Source organism: Pseudidiomarina sp. (assembly GCF_033722695.1).
Taxonomy (GTDB): Bacteria; Pseudomonadota; Gammaproteobacteria; order Enterobacterales; family Alteromonadaceae; genus Pseudidiomarina.
The window spans coordinates 31456-57013 of record NZ_JAWVYM010000008.1; the positions used below are offsets into that span (position 1 = coordinate 31456).

General features: G+C 52.7%; 30 protein-coding genes. 15 read left to right on the top strand and 15 right to left on the bottom strand.

Features of this window, described 5'->3' with window-relative positions; translation table 11 throughout:
• Positions 1-14: 14 nt before the first annotated feature.
• The 10 genes from flgK to flgB all read right to left on the bottom strand — a co-directional run bounded on the left by flgK (position 15) and on the right by flgB (position 8119).
• A complete protein-coding gene (flgK, locus tag R3196_RS04860; RefSeq protein WP_318935532.1) occupies positions 15-1619 on the bottom strand; it encodes a flagellar hook-associated protein FlgK in 1605 nt (534 codons plus the stop codon).
• A gap of 61 nt (positions 1620-1680) precedes the next feature.
• Entirely contained in the window at positions 1681-1977 is a 297-nt protein-coding gene (locus R3196_RS04865) for a rod-binding protein (RefSeq protein WP_318935533.1), read from the bottom strand.
• Positions 1977-3101: a flagellar basal body P-ring protein FlgI gene (locus tag R3196_RS04870; RefSeq protein WP_318935534.1), complete on the bottom strand. Its 1125-nt coding sequence runs from the start codon at positions 3099-3101 to the stop codon at positions 1977-1979. Before R3196_RS04870 ends, R3196_RS04865 begins: the two co-directional genes overlap by 1 nt.
• 29 nt (positions 3102-3130) lie before the next feature.
• Positions 3131-3763 (bottom strand): flagellar basal body L-ring protein FlgH, encoded by a 633-nt coding sequence (locus R3196_RS04875; RefSeq protein ID WP_318935535.1) that lies wholly within the window; start codon positions 3761-3763, stop codon positions 3131-3133.
• Positions 3764-3801: 38 nt separating this feature from the next.
• Entirely contained in the window at positions 3802-4584 is a 783-nt protein-coding gene (gene flgG / locus R3196_RS04880) for a flagellar basal-body rod protein FlgG (protein ID WP_318935536.1), read from the bottom strand.
• Between the two features lie 14 nt (positions 4585-4598).
• Positions 4599-5342, bottom strand: a complete 744-nt coding sequence (locus R3196_RS04885; RefSeq protein WP_318935537.1) for a flagellar basal body rod protein FlgF — start codon at positions 5340-5342, stop codon at positions 4599-4601.
• A gap of 29 nt (positions 5343-5371) precedes the next feature.
• On the bottom strand, positions 5372-6556 hold the full coding sequence (gene flgE / locus R3196_RS04890) for a flagellar hook protein FlgE (RefSeq protein WP_318935538.1): 1185 nt from the start codon (positions 6554-6556) through the stop codon (positions 5372-5374).
• Between the two features lie 39 nt (positions 6557-6595).
• Complete coding sequence (locus R3196_RS04895; RefSeq protein ID WP_318935539.1) at positions 6596-7264, bottom strand: flagellar hook assembly protein FlgD; 669 nt, start codon at positions 7262-7264, stop codon at positions 6596-6598.
• Positions 7265-7276: 12 nt separating this feature from the next.
• Complete coding sequence (gene flgC / locus R3196_RS04900; protein WP_318935540.1) at positions 7277-7681, bottom strand: flagellar basal body rod protein FlgC; 405 nt, start codon at positions 7679-7681, stop codon at positions 7277-7279.
• 27 nt (positions 7682-7708) lie between these two features.
• Positions 7709-8119 carry a flagellar basal body rod protein FlgB gene (flgB, locus tag R3196_RS04905; protein WP_318935541.1) on the bottom strand — a complete coding sequence of 137 codons (411 nt, stop codon included), beginning with the start codon at positions 8117-8119 and terminating at the stop codon, positions 7709-7711.
• A gap of 152 nt (positions 8120-8271) precedes the next feature.
• Here flgB and flgA point away from each other — a divergent pair, with 152 nt between their 5' ends.
• From flgA to R3196_RS04920, 3 genes are all read left to right on the top strand, one after another.
• Positions 8272-8973, top strand: coding sequence for a flagellar basal body P-ring formation chaperone FlgA (gene flgA / locus R3196_RS04910; protein WP_318935542.1), 702 nt, complete (start codon positions 8272-8274; stop codon positions 8971-8973).
• A 65-nt stretch (positions 8974-9038) separates the two neighbouring features.
• Entirely contained in the window at positions 9039-9335 is a 297-nt protein-coding gene (flgM, locus tag R3196_RS04915) for a flagellar biosynthesis anti-sigma factor FlgM (protein ID WP_318935543.1), read from the top strand.
• Between the two features lie 6 nt (positions 9336-9341).
• On the top strand, positions 9342-9794 hold the full coding sequence (locus tag R3196_RS04920) for a flagellar protein FlgN (protein ID WP_318935544.1): 453 nt from the start codon (positions 9342-9344) through the stop codon (positions 9792-9794).
• 7 nt (positions 9795-9801) lie between these two features.
• Here the strand turns inward: R3196_RS04920 and R3196_RS04925 are convergent, their stop codons facing one another.
• Genes R3196_RS04925 through R3196_RS04945 form a run of 5 tightly spaced genes read right to left on the bottom strand, consistent with a single transcriptional unit; the run spans position 9802 to position 15158 of the window.
• Positions 9802-10614: a S1/P1 nuclease gene (locus R3196_RS04925; RefSeq protein WP_318935545.1), complete on the bottom strand. Its 813-nt coding sequence runs from the start codon at positions 10612-10614 to the stop codon at positions 9802-9804.
• A gap of 6 nt (positions 10615-10620) precedes the next feature.
• Positions 10621-11733, bottom strand: coding sequence for a PQQ-dependent sugar dehydrogenase (locus R3196_RS04930; protein ID WP_318935546.1), 1113 nt, complete (start codon positions 11731-11733; stop codon positions 10621-10623).
• Positions 11730-12188 (bottom strand): hypothetical protein, encoded by a 459-nt coding sequence (locus R3196_RS04935; RefSeq protein WP_318935547.1) that lies wholly within the window; start codon positions 12186-12188, stop codon positions 11730-11732. Before R3196_RS04935 ends, R3196_RS04930 begins: the two co-directional genes overlap by 4 nt.
• A gap of 52 nt (positions 12189-12240) precedes the next feature.
• Positions 12241-12735 carry a DUF6702 family protein gene (locus R3196_RS04940; protein ID WP_318935548.1) on the bottom strand — a complete coding sequence of 165 codons (495 nt, stop codon included), beginning with the start codon at positions 12733-12735 and terminating at the stop codon, positions 12241-12243.
• Positions 12735-15158 carry a M1 family metallopeptidase gene (locus R3196_RS04945; RefSeq protein WP_318935549.1) on the bottom strand — a complete coding sequence of 808 codons (2424 nt, stop codon included), beginning with the start codon at positions 15156-15158 and terminating at the stop codon, positions 12735-12737. The genes R3196_RS04940 and R3196_RS04945 overlap by 1 nt, the downstream gene beginning before the upstream one ends.
• Before the next feature lie 126 nt (positions 15159-15284).
• On the opposite strand from R3196_RS04945, the gene R3196_RS04950 reads away from it, so the two are divergent.
• The 12 genes from R3196_RS04950 (at position 15285) to atpG (ending at position 25556) form a co-directional block, all read left to right on the top strand.
• Complete coding sequence (locus tag R3196_RS04950) at positions 15285-15752, top strand: flavodoxin domain-containing protein (RefSeq protein ID WP_318935550.1); 468 nt, start codon at positions 15285-15287, stop codon at positions 15750-15752.
• 353 nt (positions 15753-16105) lie between these two features.
• The gene (gene mnmG, locus R3196_RS04955) at positions 16106-18007 is read left to right on the top strand and encodes a tRNA uridine-5-carboxymethylaminomethyl(34) synthesis enzyme MnmG (protein WP_318935551.1); all 1902 of its coding nucleotides are present in this window, start codon (positions 16106-16108) and stop codon (positions 18005-18007) included.
• 16 nt (positions 18008-18023) lie between these two features.
• Positions 18024-18656 (top strand): 16S rRNA (guanine(527)-N(7))-methyltransferase RsmG, encoded by a 633-nt coding sequence (gene rsmG, locus R3196_RS04960; protein WP_318935552.1) that lies wholly within the window; start codon positions 18024-18026, stop codon positions 18654-18656.
• 6 nt (positions 18657-18662) lie between these two features.
• A complete protein-coding gene (locus R3196_RS04965) occupies positions 18663-19460 on the top strand; it encodes a ParA family protein (protein ID WP_318935553.1) in 798 nt (265 codons plus the stop codon).
• Positions 19461-19475: 15 nt separating this feature from the next.
• Positions 19476-20375 (top strand): ParB/RepB/Spo0J family partition protein, encoded by a 900-nt coding sequence (locus R3196_RS04970; protein ID WP_318935554.1) that lies wholly within the window; start codon positions 19476-19478, stop codon positions 20373-20375.
• Between the two features lie 72 nt (positions 20376-20447).
• Entirely contained in the window at positions 20448-20834 is a 387-nt protein-coding gene (locus tag R3196_RS04975) for an ATP synthase subunit I (protein WP_318935555.1), read from the top strand.
• Between the two features lie 13 nt (positions 20835-20847).
• Complete coding sequence (atpB, locus tag R3196_RS04980) at positions 20848-21708, top strand: F0F1 ATP synthase subunit A (RefSeq protein ID WP_318935556.1); 861 nt, start codon at positions 20848-20850, stop codon at positions 21706-21708.
• 55 nt (positions 21709-21763) lie between these two features.
• Entirely contained in the window at positions 21764-21997 is a 234-nt protein-coding gene (gene atpE, locus R3196_RS04985; protein WP_034775573.1) for a F0F1 ATP synthase subunit C, read from the top strand.
• A 46-nt stretch (positions 21998-22043) separates the two neighbouring features.
• Positions 22044-22514 (top strand): F0F1 ATP synthase subunit B, encoded by a 471-nt coding sequence (gene atpF, locus R3196_RS04990; RefSeq protein WP_318935557.1) that lies wholly within the window; start codon positions 22044-22046, stop codon positions 22512-22514.
• Positions 22515-22532: 18 nt separating this feature from the next.
• Entirely contained in the window at positions 22533-23066 is a 534-nt protein-coding gene (gene atpH, locus R3196_RS04995; protein WP_318935572.1) for a F0F1 ATP synthase subunit delta, read from the top strand.
• A 14-nt stretch (positions 23067-23080) separates the two neighbouring features.
• Positions 23081-24622, top strand: a complete 1542-nt coding sequence (gene atpA, locus R3196_RS05000; protein WP_318935558.1) for a F0F1 ATP synthase subunit alpha — start codon at positions 23081-23083, stop codon at positions 24620-24622.
• Positions 24623-24689: 67 nt separating this feature from the next.
• A complete protein-coding gene (atpG, locus tag R3196_RS05005) occupies positions 24690-25556 on the top strand; it encodes a F0F1 ATP synthase subunit gamma (protein WP_318935559.1) in 867 nt (288 codons plus the stop codon).
• Positions 25557-25558 lie beyond the last annotated feature (2 nt).

The window sequence follows — 25558 nt, forward strand, 5'->3', positions numbered from 1 at the left end:
CTACTCCGCTAGGGTTAACGCAGGCTCAGAATCGTATCGAGGATGGTTGATCCGGTTTCAATTACTTTCGCGTTGGCCTGATAATATTGCTGATAACGGATCAGGTTGGCCGCTTCCTCGTCCAGGTTGACCCCCGATTCTGACTGCTGCAAGGCGTTAAGCTGATCAGTGAGACCCTGCTGCGCAGCAAGATTAGCCTGCACCACGCTCATCTGGTTACCGGCGGTACTAATCATCCCGGCGTAGGCTTGATTAAAGGTCGCATTGCCCTGCACCAGCCGCTGATTCTGCAGCTCCAGCAGGGCCAGCGCATTACGGTTATCGCCGGTGCTGTTTGACTGTGCCGCGGCCAACTCAGAGCCTTCGGTAATCAGTAGTTCGAACTGACTCACCACATTATTAAGCGGCTCCACGAGAAACCTGTCACCGCTAGCTGGCGTGCCGTTAAGCGTGAGTTCTACCCCGCCAAAACTGAGGCTATTAGTCGCAGCATCGAAAGTCACTGCCACGGCTTTACCGTTATCCCGGCGCGTTACTGTATAGCCATCGTCACCGTAACGTATATCGAAACCCGTGCTCATCAGCGCGCTGGTATCGGTAATGCTAACCGCGGCTTCAACACCACCGGTATTGCGGGTATGACTAAACACGCTTGGGTCACCGATGCCGAATAACGCGCCGCCTGGTTGCTGGTTCAGATCAACGCCTTGCTGATGGACTTCATTGAACGCAGTGGCTAGCGAATAGGCAAGCTGACCTAACTGGTTTTGCATTTTATCAAGGCTTTCGCTGCGAAATTCAAATAGTCCGCTTAGCTTGCCCCGTTTAAAGTGATCTTCGCTCAGCTCTCGCGGATTACCGGACCCATCAACATAAGACACCATGGTCCGCGTCGGATCTGCCTGGCCAGCGCCAGCCTGCAATTGATATGGCGTGCCTGATGAAACCAGTGGCATGCCATTCCCCAAAGCGACCGTATAAGAGCCCGAATCCTGCTCATTCACCCGAATATCGATACGCTGGCTTAGTTCGTGCACGAGGTTATCACGCTGGTTCAAAAGGCTGTTCGGTGCATTACCCTCACTGCCCCGGGCTAGCTGAATTTCATCGTTTAGGCGAGCGATCTGACTGGTCAGACTATTTATTCCGGTAACTTCCTGGGCAATCTGCTCATTAACGCCCCGACCAATGTCATCCAGATAATTGCCGAAAGAGCTGAACTGCGAAACCATGGTACTGGCGGTTCCCACCACACCCTGCCGGGCTGCTGGATCACCGGGATTACTTGCCATCTGCCCGAGAGCGCTAAAAAACTTCTGCATCAGCGGTGCCAGGCCGGCCTGGTCATCCGACAGCAAGTTATCGATCTGTCTCAGTTGAGTACCATAAGTGTCCAGCGACGCCAGTGAGCCACTGGCTGCGTTAAGGCGGGTTGCGACAAACTGATTGAACTGCCGCTGCACATCATTCACTTTAACGCCATTGCCGTTGTTTTCGCCCAGCAGCACCACTTCGCGGTTATAGCCCGGCGTATAGACGTTACTGATGTTGCCACTGGTGGCATGCAGGGCGGTTTGCGCTGCGTGCAGGCCACTCAGGCCGATGGAAAAAATACTCATGGATATACCCTCTGATGATACCCCTGGTTATCGGCATTGCAGCCGTTAACTTGAGCCTTATTCACGGCTTTTGCTGTAGTTGCGCAAAGAGTCGGTCCGCTAAACCAATACCCTTGCTGGCCAGCTCCGACGACATTTGTTGATCGAACATTTCAGTATAGGTTTTCATGGCGTTAGTGTTAAAAAACACGGAGTCGCCACCGGCTTCCCGCATCGACTTCATCATCTGCTGTAAAAACAACGCTTCGAACTGGGTGGCGGCAGCTTTGGCGGCCTCGTACGGACGCCGCTGGCTATCGGTTTTCAACTGCGCCAGTTGCTGGGTATCCATGGCCAGCCCGGTGATGGTGCTGCTCATCAGATAATCTCCAATTTAGCGCGCAGCGCACCTGAAGCCTCCAGGGCCTGCAGGATAGCCATCAGATCAGATGGCGTGGCGCCCAGGTTGTTCAGGGCCTGCACCACTTCCATCAGCTCGGTACCTTCAACCACCTGCAGTGAGGCTTCTTCCTGCTGAATTTCGATATCCGCTACTTCGGCGGTTACTGTCTCGCCGCCGCTGAATGGCGGTGGCTGGCTGACCACCGGACGGCGGGTAATCGTCACAGACAGGTTGCCATGAGCAACAGCCGCCTGACGCAGCCGTACAGCACCGTTCAGCACGACTGAACCGGTGCGGGAATTCAAGACCACCCGGGCCGTCGCATCGGCGGGATTCACTTCAATATTTTCGATGCGCGCCATAAACCGCACCCGCTCATTGGCAGTCGCCGGCCCTTCAAGGGTGATGGTGCCACCGTTGATGGCCTGGGCAACCTGGTAGCCAAACTCATCATTAATACGTTCAACGGCGCGCAATGCTGTGGTGAAGTCCGCCTCTTTCAGATTCAGTTCCAGAATCCCCTGGCTACGACCCAGATCGACTTCTATTGCGCGCTCAATTGTGGCTCCGCCAGTGATACGACCGGCTGACTGATGGTTAATCACGGCGGACGAGCCCTGCGCTTCGGCCGAAATACCGGTAATCAGCAGATTACCCTGCGCCAGCGCGTAGACGTTGCCATCGACACCCTTGAGCGGGGTCATTAATAGCGTACCGCCACGTAAACTGCGGGCATTACCAATGGATGACACGACTACGTCGACCTGTTGCCCGGGTCGCGCGAAAGCCGGCACCTTGGCCGTTACGATAACCCCGGCCACATTGCGTAGCTGCATATTAGTACCCGGCGGAATCGAAACGCCTAACTGCGTGAGCATATTAGTCATACTCTGGCCGGTAAAAGGTGCCTGCATGGTCTGGTCGCCGGTACCATCAAGGCCAACCACTAAACCGTAACCAACCAGATCATTAGTCCGCACGCCACCGAAGCTGGCGATGTCCTTTAACCGCTCAGCTGCCGCAGCAGCGCTGCTAAACATACTTGCCAACAATAAAGCCGATAATCCAGTCAGTAATTTAGTCACTAATATGCGACGCATTGCGCTCACTCCTAAATATCTAAACCAGCCTAAAACGGCGCAATTTTATTAAAGAACCGTTGCAGCCAGCCCATTCGCTGGGCTTCACTGATATATCCGCCGCCCAGATATTCCAACCGCGCATCAGCGACCGCGGTCGAGACCACATTGTTCAGGCCGTTAATATTGCGCGGGTCCACAGTTCCCGAAAACCGGATAACTTCGGTACCCTGGTTAATCGCGATTTGTTTCTCACCGCGCACCCGCAGGTTACCGTTATAGAGCACTTCCATCACGGTGACAGTAATAGTTCCGGAAAAGCGATTATTGGCGCTGGAGTTACCCGCACCACTAAATTCGTTGTCACTGCTGACAGCAAAGCCATACTCAGCCAGCTGCTCGAGCGCATCGGGCAAACCGGAAAGATCAACGCCCATGGAGCTATTACGGGTGGCTTGGCTGGCTGAACTCTTGGTGGCGTTGACTTCTTCTTCGAGCATGATGGTGAGGATATCGCCAACCCGCCGCGGCCGTTGGTCTTCAAACAAGGGGATATAGCCTTGCTGAGCCTGGTAAATCGCACCATTTGGCACCGCCGGCGCAGGCTGCGGCACCGCCACCGGCGCGTAGGGTTCTACTAACACCGGATCCGGTACATTGGTGCAGGCGGATAAACCCGCCATAAGCGCTGCTAAAGATATCAGGCGCGCGGACGTGTTCATCACAGCTGCCCTAACCGGCCCAGCATCTCATCACTGGTCTGTACCGCACGGCTGTTGATTTCATAAGCGCGCTGGGTCTGGATCATATTGACCATTTCTTCAACCACGTTCACGTTTGAAGCCTCAACAAAGCCCTGATATAAGGTTCCGGTGCCGTTCATACCAGGCAGCGACTCAGTTGGAGCTCCGGACGATGCGGTTTCCACATACAGGTTGCCGCCAACAGCTTCCAGGCCGGTCTCATTCATAAAGGTCGCCAGACTAATCTGACCAACCTGTTGGTTGTCAGCAACGCCCGGCTGCTTAACGGTAACGATACCGTCTTCACCAATAGTGACGCTCATGGCATTAGCTGGCAGGAAGATAGCCGGTTCCAGCGGGTGACCATTGGCTGTAACCATCTGGCCGTCTTCATTCACCTGAAAACTGCCATCGCGGGTATAGGCAATATTGCCGTCGGGCATCAGCACCTGAAAAAAGCCTTTGCCGCTGATGGCCAGATCACGTGAGTTCTCGGTGTTATTCAGGCTGCCCTGAGTATGCAAACGTTCAGTGGCTACCGCGCGCACACCAGTACCTGTCTGAAGACCTGACGGTAGCGCGTCCTGGGCATTATTCATGGCACCAGGCTGGCGCATGTTCTGATAAAGCAAATCTTCAAACACGGCGCGCGAACGTTTGAAGCCAGTGGTGTTGACGTTAGCCAGGTTGTTGGTGATCACGTCCAGCTGTTGCTGCTGCGCGCTTAGCCCGGTTTTTGCCGTCCATAATGACTTAATCATAAGTTAACCCCTGCTCAGCCCCGAACCGACAACAGGCTGTTCGCCTGTTTTGCGGTTTCATCGGCTTTATTAATAAAGTTCATCTGCATTTCGTAGCGGCGCTGGTTATCAATCATGGCCACCATGGCATCGACCGCGTTGACATTACTGCCCTCCAGTGCACCTGAGCGCAACTGTGCGGTTTCATCCTGCGCCAGCACTGCGTTATTGATGCCGCGGAACCAACCATCTTCGCCGCGCTCGAGCAGCTGTGCATCACCGACAGTGACCAGCTTCAGGCGCTCCAGCGGCACCAGTTCATCCGGGTCAGCGCCTAAACCAATACCGCTGATGGTGCCATCATTACCAATCGATAATTGGGTCCCAAGTGGAACCATCACCGGACCGCCCTGACCAAGCACCGGCATGCCCTGTACTTTCAGCATGCCTTCCGCGTCCACCTGCAGGTCGCCGCGGCGGGTATAGGCTTCACCGGCCGGGGTCTGCACCGCCAGCCAGGCGTTACCCTGCAGCGCGACATCCAGCTCCCGCCCGGTAGTCTGGACCGGCCCTGCAGTGGTATCAAACAGGCCGGTGCCGGTGGCAGTCGCCACGCGGGTATCATGCACACCCGGGCCGTTTACCGGCACCGAACGGGCTGCCGCTAACTGGGCACGAAAGCCACTGGTGGACACATTCGCCAGGTTATTGGTAATCACCGTCTGTTCGTCGAGCGTTGAGCGCGCGCCGTTCATTCCGGTATATAAGATGGCATCCATAGCTTGCCCCTAATCAGAAACGCTAACTGTTAACGAAGGTTCATCGTGGTCTGCAGGGCTTCATCCTGCGACTTGATGCTCTGCGCGTTGGCCTGGTAGTTACGCTGCGCAATAATCATGGCGACCAGTTCCTGGGTCAAATCCACGTTCGACGCTTCCACAGCTCCGGACATGATGGAACCGAACTGACCAATACCAGGAACTGAAATAATCGGTTCGCCAGACTTAGTGGTTTCGATAAAAGCGTTATCACCCACTGGCTGCAGCCCTTCCAGACTCTGGAAATTGGCCAGGGCGATGGTGCCCAGTACCCGCTGCTGCTCATTGGAGTAGGTGCCGACAATTTCGCCAGCATCATTTACCTGAATCTGCATCAGGGTGCCTGAGGGAAAACCGTTCTGAGATACATTGGTTAATTCAAACGCGTTAGAAAACTGGGTGGTGTTGTTCAGATCCAGCGCCAGCGACATATCATCGGCACCCTCGCCGGGGCTAAAAGTGAACGCGTCCAGACTAGTCGTGTTGATCATTACACCGTTGCCGTTAAATTCGGCGGTGCCGACTTCAGGCGCCACTTCGCCATTACGGCCCAAACGCACCTGCCACTCGTTGGTGCCGACTTTCGAGAAATACACCTGCGCTTGCTGCGGATTACCCAACGAGTCATACAAAGTAATACTGTTGGTATAAGAGTAGGTACTGGCGTCAGTTGGATCGAAAGTCACAGTGGCCGGATCCAGAATCGGCGTTGATGCATCCAGGTTGAAGGTCGAGCGGATCTGGGTCGTGGCGCTAGCTGCCAGGCCCTGGGCTGGCACCCGCAGAACTTCCGGCTGACCACCTACATCGACGCCCGCCGGATAACCGGTTAAGCGCGCACCTTGCACGTTTACCACATAGCCATTCTTATCCATACTCAGCTGCCCGTTGCGCGAATACTGCACCTGGCCGGCCTGTTCAAAGCGAAACATGCCTTTACCGGTAATGGCTAAGTCCATTGAGCGGTTGGTCGTTTCCAGGTTACCGTCGCTAAAATCCTGCAATACGGCAGCTATCCGGGTACCCAAACCAACCTGCGCATTGGCGAAAATATCCGAGAACTGCGCGCGGGAGCTTTTAAAACCAACGATTTGTGAGTTGGCAATGTTGTTACTGATCACGTCAAGGTTAACTGCTGCTGCGCGTAATCCTGAAAGTGCTTGTGAAAAACCCATGATGAGCTCCTTAATTTTTGCTGTTTGTGATCACGCTGATCAAATAATTTGCCGGATGTCTTCTAGCCGTACCGGCTCAAATATTCCGCCTAAATCGAGACGCAAACCGTTGGCGGTATTACTCACTGCCATCACCTGCGCATAATTAAGTTGTTTAAAACCGACCGAAACGTCGTCATTGCTAGCTTCGACGCTGAACTTATAGGATCCGGCCGGGGCCGGGCTGCCGTCGGCCATCACGCCGTCCCAGACAAAGGACTGCGAACCACTGCCAACCTGATCAAAATCAAGCTGCCGCACCAGCATGCCGGAGTTGTTGTAAATATTGACCTTCACATCACCGGCAGGCGCATCAAGCTCGATACCAAACGGGGTGGTCTGCCCGCTCTCACCTACCAGAAGTTTGTCGCCGGGTACCAGCACCGCTTTGCCGATAAGCCCGGCCGCCTGCATGGCCTTGGCGGTATCCATCTGGCCGTTGATCGTCTGCATGGTATCGTTGAGTGACTCAATGCCGCTGACGGTATTAATCTGCGCCAGCTGCGATGTCATTTCGTTGTTTTCCATCGGGTTCAGCGGATCCTGATTACGCAACTGCGTAACCAGCAGGGTCATGAAGTTGTCACGCATCTCGGCACTGTTGGAAGCGACGCCGGCGTTGGGGCTACGGTTCGCCTGATTTAGTACTGCGGTATCTATAGTATTCATAGGTTAGCGTCCTCAGCTTTTACCAATCGACAGCGTACGCATCATCAAATCTTTACTGGTATTGAGTACTTCAACGTTGGCCTGATACGAGCGCGATGCGGAAATCATATTGACCATCTCACCGACCGGATCGACATTCGACATCGTTACGTAGCCTGCCTCATCGGCCAGCGGATGCCCCGGCTGGTACTCGCGGCGACCGGGCGCGTCAGATTCAATAACCTGCTGCACTTTGACAGCGCTCATGCCATTAGCCTGCAACTGCTGTTCAAAGATCACCTGCCTGGCGCGATAGGCTTCACCGTTGGGGCCACTCACACTGTTGGCATTGGCCATATTACTGGCCGCCACGTTCATGCGCTGCGACTGCGCTGCCAGTGCTGACCCGGCGATGTCAAAAATTGAAAAGTTAGCCATTTTTTTTGTGCTCCGTTCAGGCTGCGGTTATCGTTCTGACTGCATGGCTTTGCGCATGCCCGTTATTCGATCGTCAAAAAACTGAATATCCGCTTGATAGCGCAACGAGTTATCGAGAAAATGCGTGCGCTCAATATCCATTTCGACGGTATTGCCATCCATTCGCGATTGGGAGGGCGCGCGATATTGCATCTGTGGCGCTACGCCATTCGCCCCATTAGACGTGAGATGTCCGTGGCTGGTGGTCGCCAGTTGCAGGCCCCCGCCAGACTGCGATGCGGTGGCGCGTTTGAGCTCGGCCGCAAAATTAAAATCCCGGGCTTTATAATTGGGCGTATCGGCATTGGCGATGTTGCCCGACAACACTTCATGGCGCTGCGCGCGCAGGGCCAGTGCCTGCTGCTGAAACTGCAATGCATTATTTAATTTGTCGATCATGTTGCAGACCCTCCTCTTCACCATGAAGATTACTTCTACCCGAGACAATACAAAGCGAAGAAAAAGCGGCTTTTATTGCGCCATTTCTAAGGTTGGCTGCTTGCGCAGCTAGTTATACTCTGGACATAAGAAATAATCCGGATGGAACTCAGATGCGTACTCTTGCTCTATTACTGCTATTGGCCTGCTTACCAACAGCCGTGGCCGCGGCACCAAGCCAGCCCGCAGAAGAACCCTGGCTGGTGGCGGTCAGGCAGGCTATCGCTGAGCGTATCCCCGCCGACTATGTCGCGCACGAGGTTAGCCTGCTCAGTAATGACCGAACCCTCAACTTATTAACCGGGTGTCATAAACCCTTGGCGTTTCTGAATCATATCCCTGAGCAGATGGTGGGCCGGCTGGTGGTCAGCGTCACTTGCGCTGATCGTTCCCGCCAGCATCTGGTGCAAATTGAAGTGGATGCGACAGTGGATTATCTGGTCGCCGCCCGGGATCTGATGCAGGGTGAAAAGCTGCAGCAGGCTGACGTGTCGGTTCAGCGCGGCCAGCTAAGCGATTTACCCCGCCACGCCATGCTCGCCTCGGAACCGCTGCGCGGTCAGCAGTTACGCCGCAACCTCAGCGCCGGTACACCGCTGCAGGGCACGTTGCTGGAAAAGCCCAGACTGGTCAGCTTTGGCGATCCCGTTACTATTACTGCAGCCGGCAACGGGTTTTCCATTCAGCGTACCGGCAAGTCGCTGGATACTGGCGCTGCTGGTGATATAATCAGGGTCAAAGTCGATAACCGGCTGGTGCTTCGGGTTGAAGTAACTGGTCCGCGGCAGGCCCGCCCGGTCAGCGCCGGACAATAAGATTAAAGGTTTTTTCGTTACTGCCGATAATCTTGTCAGCAAACAAATTTAAGAGGTAGCTCACTGTGAAAGTGAATGGATTTCAACCACCTACTAGCGTCAGTCAGACTGAGCAAAATCGCTCGTCGCAGGCTACGCGTAATACGTCGGCTGCTGACAAGAGCAAGGCTACCGGTGCCCAGGGCGATGTGGTCACCCATTTCAGCCAGTTGCCACAGGATGCCAGCCAGGATATCGATATGGCCCGCGTAGAAGAATTGCGCGAAGCGATTCGCGATGGTCGTCTTTCTATGAATACGGAAAATATCGCCGAATCTCTGCTCCGCAGTATGAACGACGGTCTGACCGGCGAAGTTGAATAATTACTCATGAGTCTGCCCCGGCTGTTAGAACAACAATGTGATCGCCTGCAGCGGTTATTGCAGCAGCTGGAGCAGGAACAAGCCGTGTTAGCAGAAGGCAAGGTTGACGGCGAGCGGCTGCAACAAATTGCCGAAGATAAACGCCAACTCTATGAGGAACTGGAGCGTGCTGAACAGCTCCGCCGCCAGGCCCAGATTAAATTAGGTTACAGCGATGACGCAGCCGGTGCCCAGCAGGCTGCCGCACAAGCCAACTGCTTGCCCATCTGGAAGCAATTCATTGACCTTGCGGATCGCACTACACGCCTCAACGGCCTTAACGGTGAGCTCATTCAACACCGTCTGCACCATAACCAACATATGCTGAATATTCTGCGCGATGCCACCGGTGGTGGCAGCCTGTACGGTGCAGATGGCAGTCAGCAGCGCACCCCTCAACGGATCAGCTCAAAAGCCTGAGCCCGTTTTAGTTTTTCTCCCCATAGATATGATCCAGTACCGCCGCCAAGCGCTGCGCGCCTTGTTGCAGACGCTGCTCCAATACCGGACCGTATAGCGCCGTATAGCTGTCATCAACCTGCTGGTATTTGCTGAAATCCGTATAGACCCCGCGGGTAATAGCCGCCGACTCATTGGCCCACTCCAGCACCGTCTCACGCTTCAGCGCAACCGCCTGAGCAAGGGGGCTGACACCATTAAGCAAGGCAGAAACTTTCTGCTTCATCGGCTCAACCCCGCGCTTATTCAGCATCCCGCTGTCCCACACCCAGTGCAGATTGGACGGCTCTCCGTAAAAATCGAGCTGCGCCCGGTTGCCGCCCCGATCATCGGCATAACTGACATGCAAGGGCTGATGCAGATCACCGATAAAATGGGCCAGAAAAGCCAGCGATGTCCAACTGTCCTGGTTGTACTGCAGAACGTTATAATGGTGCATGATGGCGGACAGAATGCAGCCCTGCGAGGGGCAGTCGAGTTCTGTGACCTTATCGGCGGTGCGGGCAAAGTTCACATAATGATGGGGGCTGGCGTAGCCCCAGCGATCATCGCTCTTTATATGGTCGGCCCAGTTACATATGCTGGCAAAATTCTCATAATCCGGATGGGCATCGGCCATCGCATCCAGTTTGCGCTGAGTCGCCGGCTGGCTTAACTCATAAGCCATCTGGCAGAACAGCTCATGCCCGGAACCGCCATAAGCTTTGGCTGCCGGCGTCAGTAAAACGCATACCACCAGCACACTTATCGCCGCGCCAAACCAACCGCACGCACTTTTCATTTGTCACTACCTCTGTTGTGTAATTCGCAGCAGCACGCCTTGCTCACTGTCAGTCAGCACATAAACCGCGCCGTCATGGCCGACATGCACTGCCCGCAGACGCGCGCCGTAATCATTAAGTAATTCTTCGGTCAGCTGCCAGTCGCCGTTTTCATCCTGGCTGAAGCGCTGCAGGCGACGGCCGACCAGATGGGCCACCAGCAAATCACCGTCCCACCCCTGCAGTGCATCTCCGCTATACAAAGCCAGGCCAGCTGGAGCCAGGGAGGGCGTCCAGTGATATAAAGGCGATACCAGCCCCGGCAGATCCTCAAAGGGCGTGACCTTGGCGCCGCTATAATCGATGCCGTAACTAACCAGCGGCCAACCGTAGTTTTTACCGGCGATAATCTTATTCAGCTCGTCTCCACCGCGCGGTCCGTGTTCATGCTGCCAGATGGCGTCGCGTGCGGAATCATATACCAGCCCCTGCACATTGCGATGGCCATAGCTGTATATTTCTGGCGCCTGTTTATGCAGATAGGGGTTATCATCAGGCACACTGCCGTCAGGGTGAATGCGGACAATAGTACCCAAATGATTATCGAGATTCTGCGCCTGCTCGCGGTAATCAAAGCCGTCACCCAAACCGATTAGCAGGGTGCCGTCAGCCAGCCAGGTCATGCGCCCGCCATAATGAGCGCCGCCCGCTTTTTTAGGCTTAGCGGCAAAGATCACCTGTACGTCGGTCAGCCGGTAGGGTAAATCCTCAGGGATAACACCCCGGATCACGCAGGTGTTATTGGCATCTTCGGTACCGCAGGCATAGCTGACCACCACGGCCCGGCTGGTCGCAAAATCCGGTGCCAGTTGCAGCTCGAACAAGCCCGCCTGGCCCTCAACAAAGAGATCAGGGAGCTCGGCTGCGACCGGTGTCACTGTGCCCTCGGTTGTTACATGCTGTAGTTGTCCGCTTCGTTCGGTAACCAGCCAGCCGCCTTCTGGCAGGCTGGCAACTGACCAGGGATAGTGCAATCCGGTAACGATTTCTTCGGCCTGATAATTATTACTGGCAACTTGCGCCTGTGCCGGCAATACCGTAAACAATGAGAGTAATACAGTGGTGATTACTGCTTTCATGCGACGGGCTCCTTCAGTTCATCGCTGCGCGGGTGCCAGAGGCGATCAAAAACCCAGCCCGCCAGCACGCCGGTCAGGCTCATCAGCACAAAACCCAATAAGGTGCGGTTGGCCGCGATCAAGGTCGGCATCGGCGCGATGGCATCCACCACGGTGAAAGCGATAGCCAGGCCAACACCGCCCGCTGCCATAAAAAGCCAGCGTTCATAGTCAGGCCAGCGCTGCGCCAGCAGGTAGGCAACCGGGAAGCCAATCAGTAACGCGACGAGAAGAATAACGGCGATCGTCGGCGAAAAATTGATAATATCGTGGATAATCGTCGAAATTCGGGTATTCATGTCGATATCCAGAGTCAGCTCCGACAATGCCGCCAGATTAAACTGGGTCTGAATAACACTGGCAACCAGTGCCGCCGCAATAATCGCAATCACAAAAGCCAGAATCGTACGCAGCATAATCCTTGATCTCCGGGCAACAAGATTAGCTTATAACTTACGCTAGCTTAGTCTATATCGCAAAGTCGACCCGCTGCCAGTCATCACCAGCCGAAAATCGCAGGCTCTGAATAGAGCCACGGCCTTCCACATTGACTAGGTTTTGCTGGTTGGCCCAGACATCCTGCAGCGCCTGATGCTTAATTTGCAGACCGGTTAAATCATTGGGAATTGGCGTTTCCTGATAAACCCAGAAATCCGCGCCGTCGACCTGATAGCCCACCACGTCCAGTGGCAGTGACTGGCCATCGGAATCGCTCATCTTAAAGCGCGCCAGTACATATTCGCTGAACTGCTGACGGGTATTATCGTTGGTATGCATATTGGCGGCTTTATCGAACAGCTGCTGCACTGCATGCTCGGCATCGTGCAGTGAAAACTTATGCATCACTTCAATATTACCCGTGCGTTCATTAAACAACACCGTGGTAATGGCGGTTTTCAACTGATGGGCCGACGCCTGGCCTATCAGCATCAGCCCTAATAACACAACAATAATATGCCGCATCAATTCAGCTTCTCTTTGGCTTCCTGCATCAGATCGCGGGAAATATGATCTTTTTTGCGTTCTGACTTAAAGGCTTCGATACGAGACGGAATGATCTTACGCGGATAATAGTTGTTCTCGATATCCACATCCGCTGTTTCCCAGTTCGGATCCACGGCAAAGCTAACGACTTCCTTTTCAGTGACGATCAGCTTGCTTACCGCCTTGGCGTTGCGGCGCCAGATCTCCGCCGGCATTTCCAGCAGTTCCGTTGAGCCGTCAGCATAAGTCGCTTCCAGCAGAATTGGCATCACCAGGCCACCAAGGTTTTCAAATTCCAGTACGTAGTAGTTCTGGTCTTCTTCAATAGCGCGTTCAAATGCCTGACGCTCCCAGGGTTCCAGCTTCTCCAGAAACTTCTGGTATTCATTGCGCTGCTTATTGGTCACCGTAAACGGATCGTTCTCATCGTAGAAATCACGCACATCGGTGTTGAGTTCTACCCAGGTGCGGCGGCCTTCAGCCTTGTTGCGCTGTTCGAACAAAGATACTGGTTTATCGGCTTCTTCCTGGCGACGACGCTCCCAGTCAATGTCCGGATCCTGGGTATCCAACTGCAGCTTATAGACCCGTTGCAGCGCAATATCGACATGATCCGTGGAGTAGAACCAGCCGCGCCAGAACCAGTCCAGATCAACACCTGAAGCTTCTTCCATGGTCCGGAAAAAGTCCGCCGGGGTCGGACGCTTAAACATCCAGCGCTCAGAATATTCCTTAAAGGCATAATCAAAGAGTTCACGGCCCAGAATTACTTCGCGCAGTATATTCAGGGCAGCGGCCGGCTTGGTGTACGCGTTCGGACCCAGGTTCAGCACGCTGTCAGACTGGGTCATGATCGGCACCTGGTTAGTCGATTTCATATAATCGACAATCGAACGCGGCTCGACGCCCCATGGAATCGACGGATCCCATTCGCGGCCCGCGACACCATCAAGAAAGCTGTTTAAGCCTTCATCCATCCAGGTCCATTGACGTTCATCAGAATTCACTATCATCGGGAAGTAGATATGCCCGATTTCATGAATAACCACGCCAATCAGGAAGCGTTTTTCCGACAGCGAGTACGTACGGCTGCCGTCGTCCTGCAACTCAGTACGCGGGCCATTAAAGGTGATCATCGGATATTCCATGCCACCCACCGGTCCATTGACCGACTGGGCAGTCGGGTATGGATAATCGAATGAAAAGCGGCCGTACACATCCATGGTATGAATCACCGATTCGGTGGAGTATTTCTGCCACAGCTCGCCGCCTTCTTTGGGATAGAAGGACATCGCCATAACCAGCGGCTGAACACTGCCACCCTGCTGATAGCCGCGCGCATCCCAGATGAACTTGCGTGATGAAGCCCAGGCAAAATCGCGCACATCATCAGCCTTAAAGCGCCACACTTTACGTTCCGTTGTGCCTTCAGCTTCATTCGCCAGCGCTTCTTCCGGCGTCACGATAAACACCGGACGCTTAGCGTCTTCAGACTGTTTCAGGCGCTTCCGCTGCTCGGGGGTTAACACCTCGCGGGCGTTCGCTAGCTCGCCGGTAGCCGATACGATATGATCAGCCGGCACATCAATACTGACTTCAAAATCACCGAATTCCATAGTGAATTCGCCCCGACCCAGAAATTCTTTATTGGTCCAGGCTTCATAATCGGTAAAGGCTGCAACCCGCGGATACCACTGCGCTAATAGGAAGATGTCATTGCCGCCTTCGCGGGCATCATCAGGGAAGTGTTCGTAGCCAGAGCGGGCGCCAACGGCATCTTCTTCAACAATATTGAAGCCAAAATCAATCGCCAGCTGAGTTTGCTGACCGGGCTTCAGAGGCTGCGGTAAATCAACCCGCATATTGGTCCCGACAATGACAAAATCCAGGGCTTTACCCAGGCGATCGGCAACCTTGCTGATCTCAAAGCCAAGCTCGTTATCAGCCATAAACTGCTGACGGCGCAGATCGTTCAGACTGATGCGGGCCGGCTTGTCGATACCGCCCAGGCTTTTTTCCGGCTTACTGGAAAACGTAGCTGTACGCTCAGCGATCGAATCGCCGCGGAAGATGTTCTGATCAAGCTGAATCCAGATGTACTTCAACGTATGTGGTGAGTTGTTGTGGTAGGTAATAACCTCAGCAGCCTCAAGCCGCCGCTTCGCTTCGTCAAGCCGCACATCTATTGTATAATCAGCACGCTGCTGCCAGTATTTTTCGCCCGGCTCGCCTGCTGCGCTGCGATAAACGTTTGGAGTTGGCAAGCTCTCATCAAGCTGCCGGAATTTATCAACAAAGTCTCCCTTGGTTTGCTGAATAGCCGACTCAGCATAAGCCGGTAACACCGTAAATTGCGCCGTCGCCACAAGCACAGCACCTAGCAAGAATAGTTTTGATTTCATAAAGATAGGGTATCTGTTGTTATAATTAGAATAGAAGCCGGTGACTGTACCAATGTTTAGATCCTGATACCATGGACGCTGCCCTAAAAATTCAGCAATTTATCGTTTTTTAAATACGAGATCACCATGCACCACAAAATAGACATCTTAGTCGCCACCACCTCAGGAAATACCGAGTACCTGGCTGATCAGCTTGCCGCGCAACTCCAGCAAGATGGTTTTACCACTGAACTGCACTACGAACCCGACTATCAGCAACTCACCAGCAGCATTAATCAAGATAGCGTGTGGCTGTGTTGTGTCGCCTGCCACGGTGCTGGTGACTATGCCGACAGCATGCTGGATTTTGCTGAGCAGCTGCACAGCAAGCAACCGGATCTCAAACCCTTACGGTATGGCGTTATTGCAATCGGCGACAGCTGTTATGACACCTATTGCGCAGCGGGGCGAGATTGTGACGAACAATTGGCCAAAGCAGGAGCACAACGACTCCAGGATCGGCTTGAAATTGATATGTCGATCGATGATCCGGCCAAAAAAGCATCAACATGGGCACGATCTTTTACCGAACAGATGTGTATAAAAGCAGAATAAGTAGGCATAAGCTCTGTAGATAGCCGCTGTATAACTATGTGAATAACCCGCCCTGTGGGTAAGTGTACTGGTTATCCACCGTTTGATCACCGCAAGGATCATCATCTGAACACAGCTTTACTGATCCTTGTGATCCTTGCCAAATATGGCCTCAAAGCGCTTATCCACAGAAAAGTCATTGCTAGTAGTAATAGTAATAAAAGATCAAAACAAAAGATCTCTTTTAAATACTAATGATCTTTAGGAACTGATCCTGCTTAGAATTTAACCATTTTGATCTGCAGCAATTCGCGCTAAAATAACCGGCTCAGTTTTACCAGTACATGTTCGCCGTTAAACAAAGGAAATCCTCTATGTCAGACAACTCAAAATACCATCAGCATTATGACGTCATCGTCATTGGTGGTGGACATGCCGGTACGGAAGCAGCATTGGCTGCAGCCCGTATGGGTAGTCAAACGTTGTTGCTGACCCATAACATGGAAACCTTAGGCCAGATGTCCTGTAATCCGGCTATAGGCGGCATTGGTAAAGGCCATTTGGTTAAAGAAATCGATGCCTTAGGTGGCGCTATGGCAACAGCAGCTGACCATGCTGGTATTCAGTTCCGTACGCTTAATTCATCCAAAGGACCAGCCGTTCGCGCAACCCGGGCCCAGGCCGATCGCCAGCTCTACCGCGCATCAATTCGAACGATCCTGGAGAACCAACCTAACCTGAGCTTATTTCAGCAGGCTTGTGATGATCTGATCGTTGAACAGGATCGCGTGGTTGGTGTGGTAACTCAGATGGGATTGAAATTTTCAGCAACCACCGTGGTACTGACCGTTGGTACTTTTCTTGGTGGCGTTATTCATATTGGTCTGGATAATTACCAGGGCGGTCGGGCCGGCGATCCGCCAGCCAACGCGTTATCCAAACGGCTGCGTGAACTGCCATTACGGGTTGATCGGTTAAAAACCGGGACCCCACCGCGAATTGATGCCAAGACCATTGATTTCTCGGCGCTACAGGAACAACCCGGTGATCAGCCGACGCCTATTTTTTCGTTTATGGGCAAGCAGAGTGATCATCCACGGCAGATTTCCTGTTACATCACCCATACCAGTGAAAAAACCCACGAGATCATTCGCAGCGGTTTAGATCGATCGCCGATGTATTCAGGTGTCATTGAAGGCGTTGGCCCACGTTACTGTCCGTCGATTGAAGATAAAGTGATGCGCTTTGCTGATAAAAATTCGCATCAGATCTTTGTCGAGCCCGAGGGATTAACAACCCACGAAGTTTATCCAAACGGCATTTCAACCAGCCTGCCGTTTGACGTGCAGGTGGAACTGGTGCGTTCGATTAAAGGCTTTGAAAATGCGCATATCACGCGGCCGGGCTACGCCATCGAATATGACTATTTTGATCCGCGGGATCTGAAACAAACTCTGGAAACTAAATATATTCAGGGGTTGTTCTTCGCCGGCCAGATTAACGGCACCACGGGTTATGAAGAAGCTGGTGCCCAGGGCCTTATTGCCGGCGCTAACGCCGCCTTGCAGGTGCAGGGCAAAGAGGGCTGGGCGCCGCGCCGTGACCAGGCTTACATGGGCGTACTCATTGATGATTTATCAACCCTGGGAACCAAAGAGCCGTACCGGATGTTTACCTCACGCGCCGAATACCGGTTATTACTGCGCGAAGATAACGCGGATATGCGTTTAACCGAGCAAGGCCGTGAGCTGGGCCTGGTGGATGACGCTCGCTGGGCACGATTTAATGAAAAAATTGAAGGCATTGCCCAGGAACAACAGCGCCTGCGCAGTACCTGGATCTATCCACATCACGCCGCGGCCGAGGCCGTCAACGCGCTGGTGAAGACGCCGATCGCCCGCGAAGTGAACGTCGAAGAACTATTGCGCCGGCCTGAAGTAACTTATGAAGCGCTGATGAGCGTGGCGGAACTGGGCCCGGGCCTTACGGATCAGCAAGCTGCTGAGCAGGTGGAAATTCAGACCAAATATGCCGGTTATATCGTTCGCCAGCAGGATGAAATAGCAAAACAACTGCGTCATGAAAATACCCGGTTGCCGCTGAACTTCGACTACAAATCGATCAAAGGGCTGTCCAACGAAGTGATCGCTAAACTGAACGAACACCAGCCAGAAACCGTGGGTAAAGCCGCGCGGATTTCCGGGATCACGCCAGCCGCGATTTCGATGTTGCTGGTGCATCTGAAAAAACAGGGATTGTTGCGCAAGAGCGCCTGAGGGAATTTGACTGGTTATGCGCAAAAAATTAGAAACCCTGCTGGCCCAGGCTGGTATCGAAATTACCGACTCTCAACTGGACCAGCAGATCACCCTGGTCGAACAACTGAATAAATGGAATAAGGCTTATAATCTGACTTCGGTGCGTGATCCAGAGCAGATGTTAAGCCGGCATATTGTCGACAGTTTAGTTGTGTTACCTTATCTTCAGGGTCAACGTTTTATCGATGTCGGTACCGGTCCGGGACTGCCTGGCCTGCCGCTGGCAATAGCCCGGCCAGAGTGTGAATTTGTATTGCTCGACAGCTTGGGCAAGCGTACTCGTTTTATCCGTCAGTTCTGCCACCAGTTACAGTTAAGCAATGTTACCGCGGTGCAAAGCCGGGTTGAGGATTACCAACCCGAAGCCAAATTTGACGGCGTGATAAGTAGAGCCTTTGCGTCGCTTAATGATATGCTCAGTTGGTGTCGCCACTTGCCCAGTGCGCAGGGCCGTTACCTGGCACTGAAAGGTATTTATCCGACCGATGAACTGGCGCAGTTTGAACAGACTTTTGGCGACGAATTTGAAGTAGAAGCAATTCACCGGTTGCAGGTTCCGGGAGCAGAAGGCGAACGCCATCTGGTTATTATAAAAACAAGAGGTTAGTGTCCAGTGGGCCGAATCATAGCCATTGCAAATCAGAAAGGTGGAGTGGGTAAAACCACGACGGCGGTCAATTTAGCCGCATCGATGGCAGCAACCCGCCGCAAAGTATTGTTAATCGATCTGGATCCGCAGGGCAACGCCACTATGGGTAGCGGTGTCGATAAATATGAAGCGGAAAACACCGCCTACGAACTGCTGGTTGATCAAAAACCCGCCAAAGAAGTCATTATTACCGACACCAACGGTAAATATCACCTGATTGCTGCCAATGGCGACACCACTGCCGCCGATATTAAGCTGATGGAAGCCTTTGCCCGCGAACAGCGCCTGGCTAATGCCCTTCGTCCGGTGGTGGACGATTACGATTTTATCTTTATTGACTGCCCGCCATCATTAAGCATGCTAACCGTAAATGCGATGGCCGCGGCTGACTCGGTGCTGGTGCCAATGCAGTGTGAATACTACGCACTGGAAGGCCTCACCGCGCTGATGGATACCATTGAACGGCTGGGCGAAGCGGTTAATCCGCGGCTGGGCATTGAAGGTATTTTACGAACGATGTACGACCCGCGTAACCGGCTTGCGAATGACGTTTCAGAACAGCTGAAAACGCACTTTGGCGACAAAGTGTATCGCACGGTTATTCCCCGTAATGTGCGACTCGCCGAAGCGCCCAGTTTTGGCGCGCCGGTGATGTATTACGATAAATCATCAACTGGTGCTAAAGCTTATTTGTCTCTGGCTGGCGAACTGATTCGCCGCGAGGGTAAACAGAAAAAAGCCGAAGCAGCGGCTGAAGCCTAAGGATAGAAACGCGTTATGTCTGCCAAAAAACGAGGATTAGGACGCGGCTTAGATGCCCTGTTAACCACCAGCAAGACTGCCCGCGATCTGGAGCAGTCGGCTGAGCCGCCAATTGACTTTACCCAGAGCGAACTGCAGAAATTACCTATCGAATGGCTGCAACCGGGTAAGTATCAGCCGCGCAAAGATATGTCGCCGGAAGCGCTCGAAGATCTCGCCTCATCGGTAAAATCTCAGGGGATTATCCAGCCAATCGTGGTGCGGCCACTCGGCCACGAAAGCTATGAAATTATTGCCGGCGAACGGCGCTGGCGCGCAGCGCAGATGGCGCGCCTGAGCGAAGTCCCTTGCCTGGTCAAAGACGTACCCGATGAAGCCGCAGTAGCGATGGCGCTGATCGAAAATATTCAGCGCGAAGATTTAAACGCCATGGAAGAAGCCACAGCCCTGCAACGGCTGCTGGATGAGTTTCAGTTAACCCATCAGGAAGTAGCCGACGCCGTGGGTAAATCCCGCGCCACGGTAACTAACCTGTTGCGCCTGAATAATCTGGAAGGTGAAACCAAGACCTTATTGGAGCGCGGTGATATCGACCTGGGTCATGCTAAATTATTACTGGCTTTGCAGGGTGAATCCCAGGCTGAAGCCGCTCGCGTAATCGCGGCCAAAGCCATGACCGTGCGGGAAGCCGAAAAGCTGGTACGGCAGATTCTGGAGGGTCCGAAAAGTAACCCTGAGCCTAAGCAGCCTGACGCCGATATCCAGCGTCTGGAACAGCGCCTGAGCGATCATCTTGGTGCGGCTGTTGCCATTAATCACGGCCGCAAAGGCAAAGGTAAGGTCGTTATTAATTACAGTAGCTTAGATGAGCTTGACGGAATCTTGACCCACTTCCAGCTGAGCGACGACGGTTAGTCAGTCTGATTTGTTTGCAATTAAGACACAAATCTTTATACTATCGCGGGCTTTTTAAAGAGGTTTAAGCCTGTGGCAAAAACACTGACAAGTACCGGAAAACAGCTCGCTGCGCGCCTGTTACGCGTTCAGGGCGGCACCCTGTTCTTAATGGCTTGTGTGTTTTCACTGCTTAACTCGTATGAATATTTTTGGGGTGTTGTTGGCGGCGGTATGGCCGTGATGATTCCAACAGCACTTTTTGCCTGGCGCGCTTTTGCTGTAGGCGGCGCGCGGGCAGCGCAACAGGTTGTCAGTAACTTTTTTGCCGGTGAAGGCATCAAGATTGTCCTCACCATAGCCTTGTTGGTAATTTTGCTGGTGTTCACGACGCTCCCGCTCAGCGCGGTTGTCAGCGGCTACATCGCAATGTTACTGGTACAATGGCTGTTACCGATTTTATTTTTAAAATCAACGTAAATTGGGAAATGAAATGGCTGCAAGTGATGAGTTAACGCTGACAGGCCATATTCAGCACCATTTGACCAACGCCAGAATGTGTAATACCGAAGATGGTATTGCCTTCAATAAAGCGTGTGAGGATATGGGATTCTGGGTATGGCACATTGACACCCTCGCCTGGTCGATCGGACTAGGTATTTTGTTCCTGGTGATTTTCCGTCGGGCGGCCAGCCGTGCCGATACCGGTGTACCCGGGAAATTTCAGTGTTTCATTGAAATGATCGTGGACTTCGTTGGCGACAACGTACGCGATACCTTCCATGTGAAAAGTAAACTCATAGCGCCCCTGGCCCTGACCATCTTCGTCTGGGTATTCCTGATGAACCTGATGGATTTAATCCCGGTTGACTTCCTGCCTGCGTTTGCCGGCTGGATCGGCTCAACCTTCTTTGGCATGGACTCCCATGACGTCTACATGAAAATTGTACCGACCACGGATCTGAACATGACCGCGGCTCTGGCCCTGGGTGTATTCATGCTGATGATTGGCTACGGTATCAAGATGAAAGGCGTTGGTGGGTTCATTAAAGAACTGACACTGCACCCGTTCAGTTCGAACAATATGGCCGTGCAGATTATCCTGATCCCGTTCAACCTGATTCTCGAACTGATCGCATTGGTTTCCAAACCTTTCTCACTGGCGCTGCGGCTGTTCGGTAACCTGTATGCCGGTGAGCTGATATTTATTCTGATTGGTGCGATTGGCCTGATGCAGTTGCCATTGCATTTTGTGTGGGCAGTATTCCACATTCTGGTAATCGTGTTGCAGGCTTTCGTATTTATGATGCTGACCATCGTATACCTGAGCATGGCAGCGTCTGAAAGCCACTAAGTTTAGTATTACGTTTTATTTTTTAACTTTAACCTTTGAAATATCGGAGAAAACAATGGAACTAGCATTAGGTCTTAAATACATCGCTGTATCACTGCTGATCGGTTTTGGTGCAATCGGTACTGCGATCGGTTTCGGTAACATGGGCGGTAAATTCCTGGAAGCGTGTGCACGCCAGCCAGAATTAGCTCCATCACTGCAAGTTAAAATGTTCATCCTGGCAGGTCTGATCGATGCGGTAGCGATGATCGGCGTTGGTATTGCCATGGTACTGTTGTTCGTACTTTAAGGCCCAAGCCAATTACTCGAACAACTGAACTAAGGGAGGGCAGGTCGTGAACCTAAACATGACCCTGATCGGAGAATTGATCGCGTTTATCGTCTTTGTGCTGTTCTGCATGAAGTTCGTTTGGCCTCCGCTGAACAATGCGATTGAAGCTCGTCAGAAGAAAATAGCTGATGGCCTTGCCGCCGGTGAACGTGCGGAAAAAGACCTTGAGCTGGCGCAAGCCAAAATAGCTGACGAACTGAATGATGCGAAAGCGCAAGCTTCCGACATTATCGCCCAGGCGAAGAAACGCGCCGAAGAGACGATTGATGACGGCAAGAAGCGTGGCGAGCAAGAGCGTGAAAAACTGATCGCAGCTGGCCAGGCGGAAATTAAAGCTGAGCGCAACCGCGTACGCGAAGAACTGCGTAAGCAAGTGGCTGTATTGGCTGTTGCCGGCGCAGAGAAAATTATCGAGCGTGAAATTGATAAAGACGCTCACAGTGACATCGTTGAAAAACTGGTCGCTGAACTCTAACCAAAGGGGTTTGTGCAAATGTCAGAATTGACTACGGTTGCTCGCCCCTATGCAAAAGCAGCTTTTGATTTTGCAGTAGAACAGGACGCAATCGAATCGTGGCACGAAATGCTTAGCTTTGCAGCAGCTGTTGCTAAAGATGAGCAAATGACCACGTTTTTGAGCAGCGCCGAAACGCCAGAGAAGAAAACGGAAGTTTTCATTAAAGTGTGCGGCGAACAACTGGACGAGAAAGCCCAGAACTTCGTACGCGTCATGGCTGAAAATGGCCGACTGAAAGCTTTACCTGAAGTGGAGACGCTGTATAGCGAACTTCGCGCTGATTACGAAAAGGAAATCGCGGTTGATGTTACTTCTGCGGTCAAATTGACGAAAAAGCAGCAGGACAATCTGGCAAAAGCGTTAGAAGAACGTTTTTCACGCAAAGTTAAGCTGAATTGCAGTGTCGATGCAGCGATCGTCAGTGGCCTCTATATTAAAGCCGGTGACACCGTGATTGACGGTACGGTGCGCGGTAAGCTGACTCGGCTTGCCCACGCACTGCAATCCTAATTGGGGACTTGAGCATGCAACTGAATTCGAATGAAATCGCAGAACTGATCAAGAAACGTATTGACCAGTTCGAAGTGGTCAGTGAAGCTCGTAACGAAGGTACTATCGTTTCGGTAAAAGACGGTATTATCCGCGTTCACGGCCTTGCCGACTGTATGCAAGGCGAAATGATTGAGCTTCCTGACAATCGTTACGCTATCGCTTTGAACCTCGAGCGCGACTCTGTTGGCGCCGTGGTTATGGGTCCGTATGCGGACCTGCAAGAAGGCGTAAAAGTTAAATCTACCGGTCGCATCCTGGAAGTACCAGTAGGTCCATCTCTGCTGGGGCGGGTTGTGAACACCCTGGGCGCACCAATCGATGGTAAAGGCCCGATCGAAGCTGAAGGCTACGAAGCGGTTGAGAAAATCGCTCCTGGCGTTATCGAGCGGAAGTCGGTTGACCAGCCAGTACAGACTGGTTACAAGTCAATTGACGCCATGGTACCAATCGGCCGTGGTCAGCGTGAGCTGATTATCGGTGACCGTCAGACTGGTAAAAGTGCCCTGGCAATCGATGCCATCATCAACCAGAAAGACTCCGGCATTAAGTGTGTCTACGTCGCCATTGGTCAGAAATCTTCGACCATCGCCTCTGTAGTACGCAAGCTGGAAGAGCACGGCGCGCTGAAAAACACCATCATTGTTGCTGCGTCAGCTTCTGAGTCTGCTGCACTGCAATACCTGGCAGCCTACTCTGGTTGTACCATGGGTGAATACTTCCGTGACCGTGGTGAAGACGCGCTGATCGTTTATGATGATTTGTCTAAGCAAGCAGTTGCTTATCGTCAAATCTCATTGCTGCTGCGTCGTCCGCCAGGTCGTGAAGCTTATCCTGGTGACGTTTTCTATCTTCACTCACGTCTGCTTGAGCGGGCGGCACGAGTCAACGAAGACTATGTTGAGAAGTTCACCGACGGTAAAGTGAAAGGTAAAACCGGTTCACTGACCGCCCTGCCTATCATTGAAACCCAGGCCGGTGACGTATCAGCATTCGTACCAACTAACGTGATTTCGATCACCGATGGTCAGATCTTCCTTGAAACTGACTTGTTCAACGCCGGTATCCGCCCAGCGGTTAACGCCGGTGTATCGGTATCGCGGGTTGGTGGTGCAGCACAGACTAAGATCATCAAGAAGTTAGGTGGTGGTATTCGTCTGGCGTTAGCCCAGTATCGTGAACTGGCGGCATTCGCCCAGTTTGCTTCGGATCTTGATGAAGCGACCCGCTCGCAGTTAGAGCACGGTCAGCGCGTTACTGAGTTAATGAAGCAGAACCAATACGAGCCAATGAGCGTAGCGGAAATGGCCGTTTCTATCTTCTCAGCCGAAAAAGGCTATCTGAAAGATGTGAAAATGGACAAAGTACTCGACTTCGAAAGTGCGTTAATTTCGTACATGAAGAGCGAGTACGCTGAGCTGATGGCTGAAATTAACAAAACTGGCAACTATAACGACGACATCGAAGCCAAGCTGCATGAAGGTCTGAAATCCTTCAAGAAGACGCAGTCTTGGTAAGCGCAACGATGACCGCAGCCGTGCATAACGCTGTGGTCATCAGTCGTTGAGTTAACAGGAGAATATCATGGCCATCGGTAAAGAGATTAAAACCAAGATCGGGAGTATTAATAATACTCAGAAGATCACCAGTGCAATGGAGATGGTTGCTGCGTCCAAAATGAAAAAGGCGCAGGAACGTATGGCCTCCAGCCGTCCGTACGCGGACAGCATTCGCAAGGTGATCGGCCATGTTGCCCATGCCAAGCTTGAATACCGTCATCCGTACCTGGAAGAACGGGACATCAAGCGGGTTGGCTACATTGTGATTTCAACCGACCGCGGCTTGTGTGGCGGCCTGAACACCAATGAATTTAAAGCGGTGGTCCGGCATGCACAGAAGCAGCAGAACGACGGTATTGAAGTCGACTTTGCAGCTATTGGTAGCAAGGCAACAGGTTTCTTTAAACGCTTTGGTGGCCGTTTACTGGCGCAAAAATCTGGTCTGGGCGATAAGCCAAGCGTGAATGATGTGCTCGGCACAGTACAGGTGATGCTCGATGCTTTCGACGAAGGCAAAGTGGACCGTCTGTACCTGGTGTATAACAAGTTTGTGAACACCATGTCGCAAGAGCCAACGGTAACGCAATTACTGCCATTGCCAAAAGCTGAGTCCCGGGAAGACCTGCAACCAGGTACCTGGGATTATCTTTACGAGCCAGACCCACAGCCGATTCTTGAAGTACTGATCCGCCGTTACGTTGAAAGTACGGTTTATCAGGGTGTTGTGGACAATATCGCCAGTGAACAGGCAGCTCGGATGGTGGCCATGAAGGCCGCTACCGACAACGCCGAAGACCTGATCGATCAGTTGCAGCTGGTGTACAACAAAGCACGTCAGGCAGCGATTACCCAAGAAATTTCGGAAATTGTATCGGGCGCCGAAGCGGTATAAGG

Bases quoted from the DNA above. Each gene is read 5' to 3' on its own strand.
- flgK (WP_318935532.1), bottom strand. From the start codon at position 1,619: ATGAGTATTTTTTCCATCGGCCTGAGTGGCCTGCACGCAGCGCAAACC.
- R3196_RS04865 (WP_318935533.1), bottom strand. From the start codon at position 1,977: ATGAGCAGCACCATCACCGGGCTGGCCATGGATACCCAGCAACTGGCG.
- R3196_RS04870 (WP_318935534.1), bottom strand. From the start codon at position 3,101: ATGCGTCGCATATTAGTGACTAAATTACTGACTGGATTATCGGCTTTA.
- R3196_RS04875 (WP_318935535.1), bottom strand. From the start codon at position 3,763: ATGGCGGGTTTATCCGCCTGCACCAATGTACCGGATCCGGTGTTAGTA.
- flgG (WP_318935536.1), bottom strand. From the start codon at position 4,584: ATGATTAAGTCATTATGGACGGCAAAAACCGGGCTAAGCGCGCAGCAG.
- R3196_RS04885 (WP_318935537.1), bottom strand. From the start codon at position 5,342: ATGGATGCCATCTTATATACCGGAATGAACGGCGCGCGCTCAACGCTC.
- flgE (WP_318935538.1), bottom strand. From the start codon at position 6,556: ATGGGTTTTTCACAAGCACTTTCAGGATTACGCGCAGCAGCAGTTAAC.
- R3196_RS04895 (WP_318935539.1), bottom strand. From the start codon at position 7,264: ATGAATACTATAGATACCGCAGTACTAAATCAGGCGAACCGTAGCCCC.
- flgC (WP_318935540.1), bottom strand. From the start codon at position 7,681: ATGGCTAACTTTTCAATTTTTGACATCGCCGGGTCAGCACTGGCAGCG.
- flgB (WP_318935541.1), bottom strand. From the start codon at position 8,119: ATGATCGACAAATTAAATAATGCATTGCAGTTTCAGCAGCAGGCACTG.
- flgA (WP_318935542.1), top strand. From the start codon at position 8,272: ATGCGTACTCTTGCTCTATTACTGCTATTGGCCTGCTTACCAACAGCC.
- R3196_RS04920 (WP_318935544.1), top strand. From the start codon at position 9,342: ATGAGTCTGCCCCGGCTGTTAGAACAACAATGTGATCGCCTGCAGCGG.
- R3196_RS04925 (WP_318935545.1), bottom strand. From the start codon at position 10,614: ATGAAAAGTGCGTGCGGTTGGTTTGGCGCGGCGATAAGTGTGCTGGTG.
- R3196_RS04930 (WP_318935546.1), bottom strand. From the start codon at position 11,733: ATGAAAGCAGTAATCACCACTGTATTACTCTCATTGTTTACGGTATTG.
- R3196_RS04935 (WP_318935547.1), bottom strand. From the start codon at position 12,188: ATGCTGCGTACGATTCTGGCTTTTGTGATTGCGATTATTGCGGCGGCA.
- R3196_RS04940 (WP_318935548.1), bottom strand. From the start codon at position 12,735: ATGCGGCATATTATTGTTGTGTTATTAGGGCTGATGCTGATAGGCCAG.
- R3196_RS04945 (WP_318935549.1), bottom strand. From the start codon at position 15,158: ATGAAATCAAAACTATTCTTGCTAGGTGCTGTGCTTGTGGCGACGGCG.
- R3196_RS04950 (WP_318935550.1), top strand. From the start codon at position 15,285: ATGCACCACAAAATAGACATCTTAGTCGCCACCACCTCAGGAAATACC.
- mnmG (WP_318935551.1), top strand. From the start codon at position 16,106: ATGTCAGACAACTCAAAATACCATCAGCATTATGACGTCATCGTCATT.
- rsmG (WP_318935552.1), top strand. From the start codon at position 18,024: ATGCGCAAAAAATTAGAAACCCTGCTGGCCCAGGCTGGTATCGAAATT.
- R3196_RS04970 (WP_318935554.1), top strand. From the start codon at position 19,476: ATGTCTGCCAAAAAACGAGGATTAGGACGCGGCTTAGATGCCCTGTTA.
- atpB (WP_318935556.1), top strand. From the start codon at position 20,848: ATGGCTGCAAGTGATGAGTTAACGCTGACAGGCCATATTCAGCACCAT.
- atpE (WP_034775573.1), top strand. From the start codon at position 21,764: ATGGAACTAGCATTAGGTCTTAAATACATCGCTGTATCACTGCTGATC.
- atpH (WP_318935572.1), top strand. From the start codon at position 22,533: ATGTCAGAATTGACTACGGTTGCTCGCCCCTATGCAAAAGCAGCTTTT.
- atpA (WP_318935558.1), top strand. From the start codon at position 23,081: ATGCAACTGAATTCGAATGAAATCGCAGAACTGATCAAGAAACGTATT.
- atpG (WP_318935559.1), top strand. From the start codon at position 24,690: ATGGCCATCGGTAAAGAGATTAAAACCAAGATCGGGAGTATTAATAAT.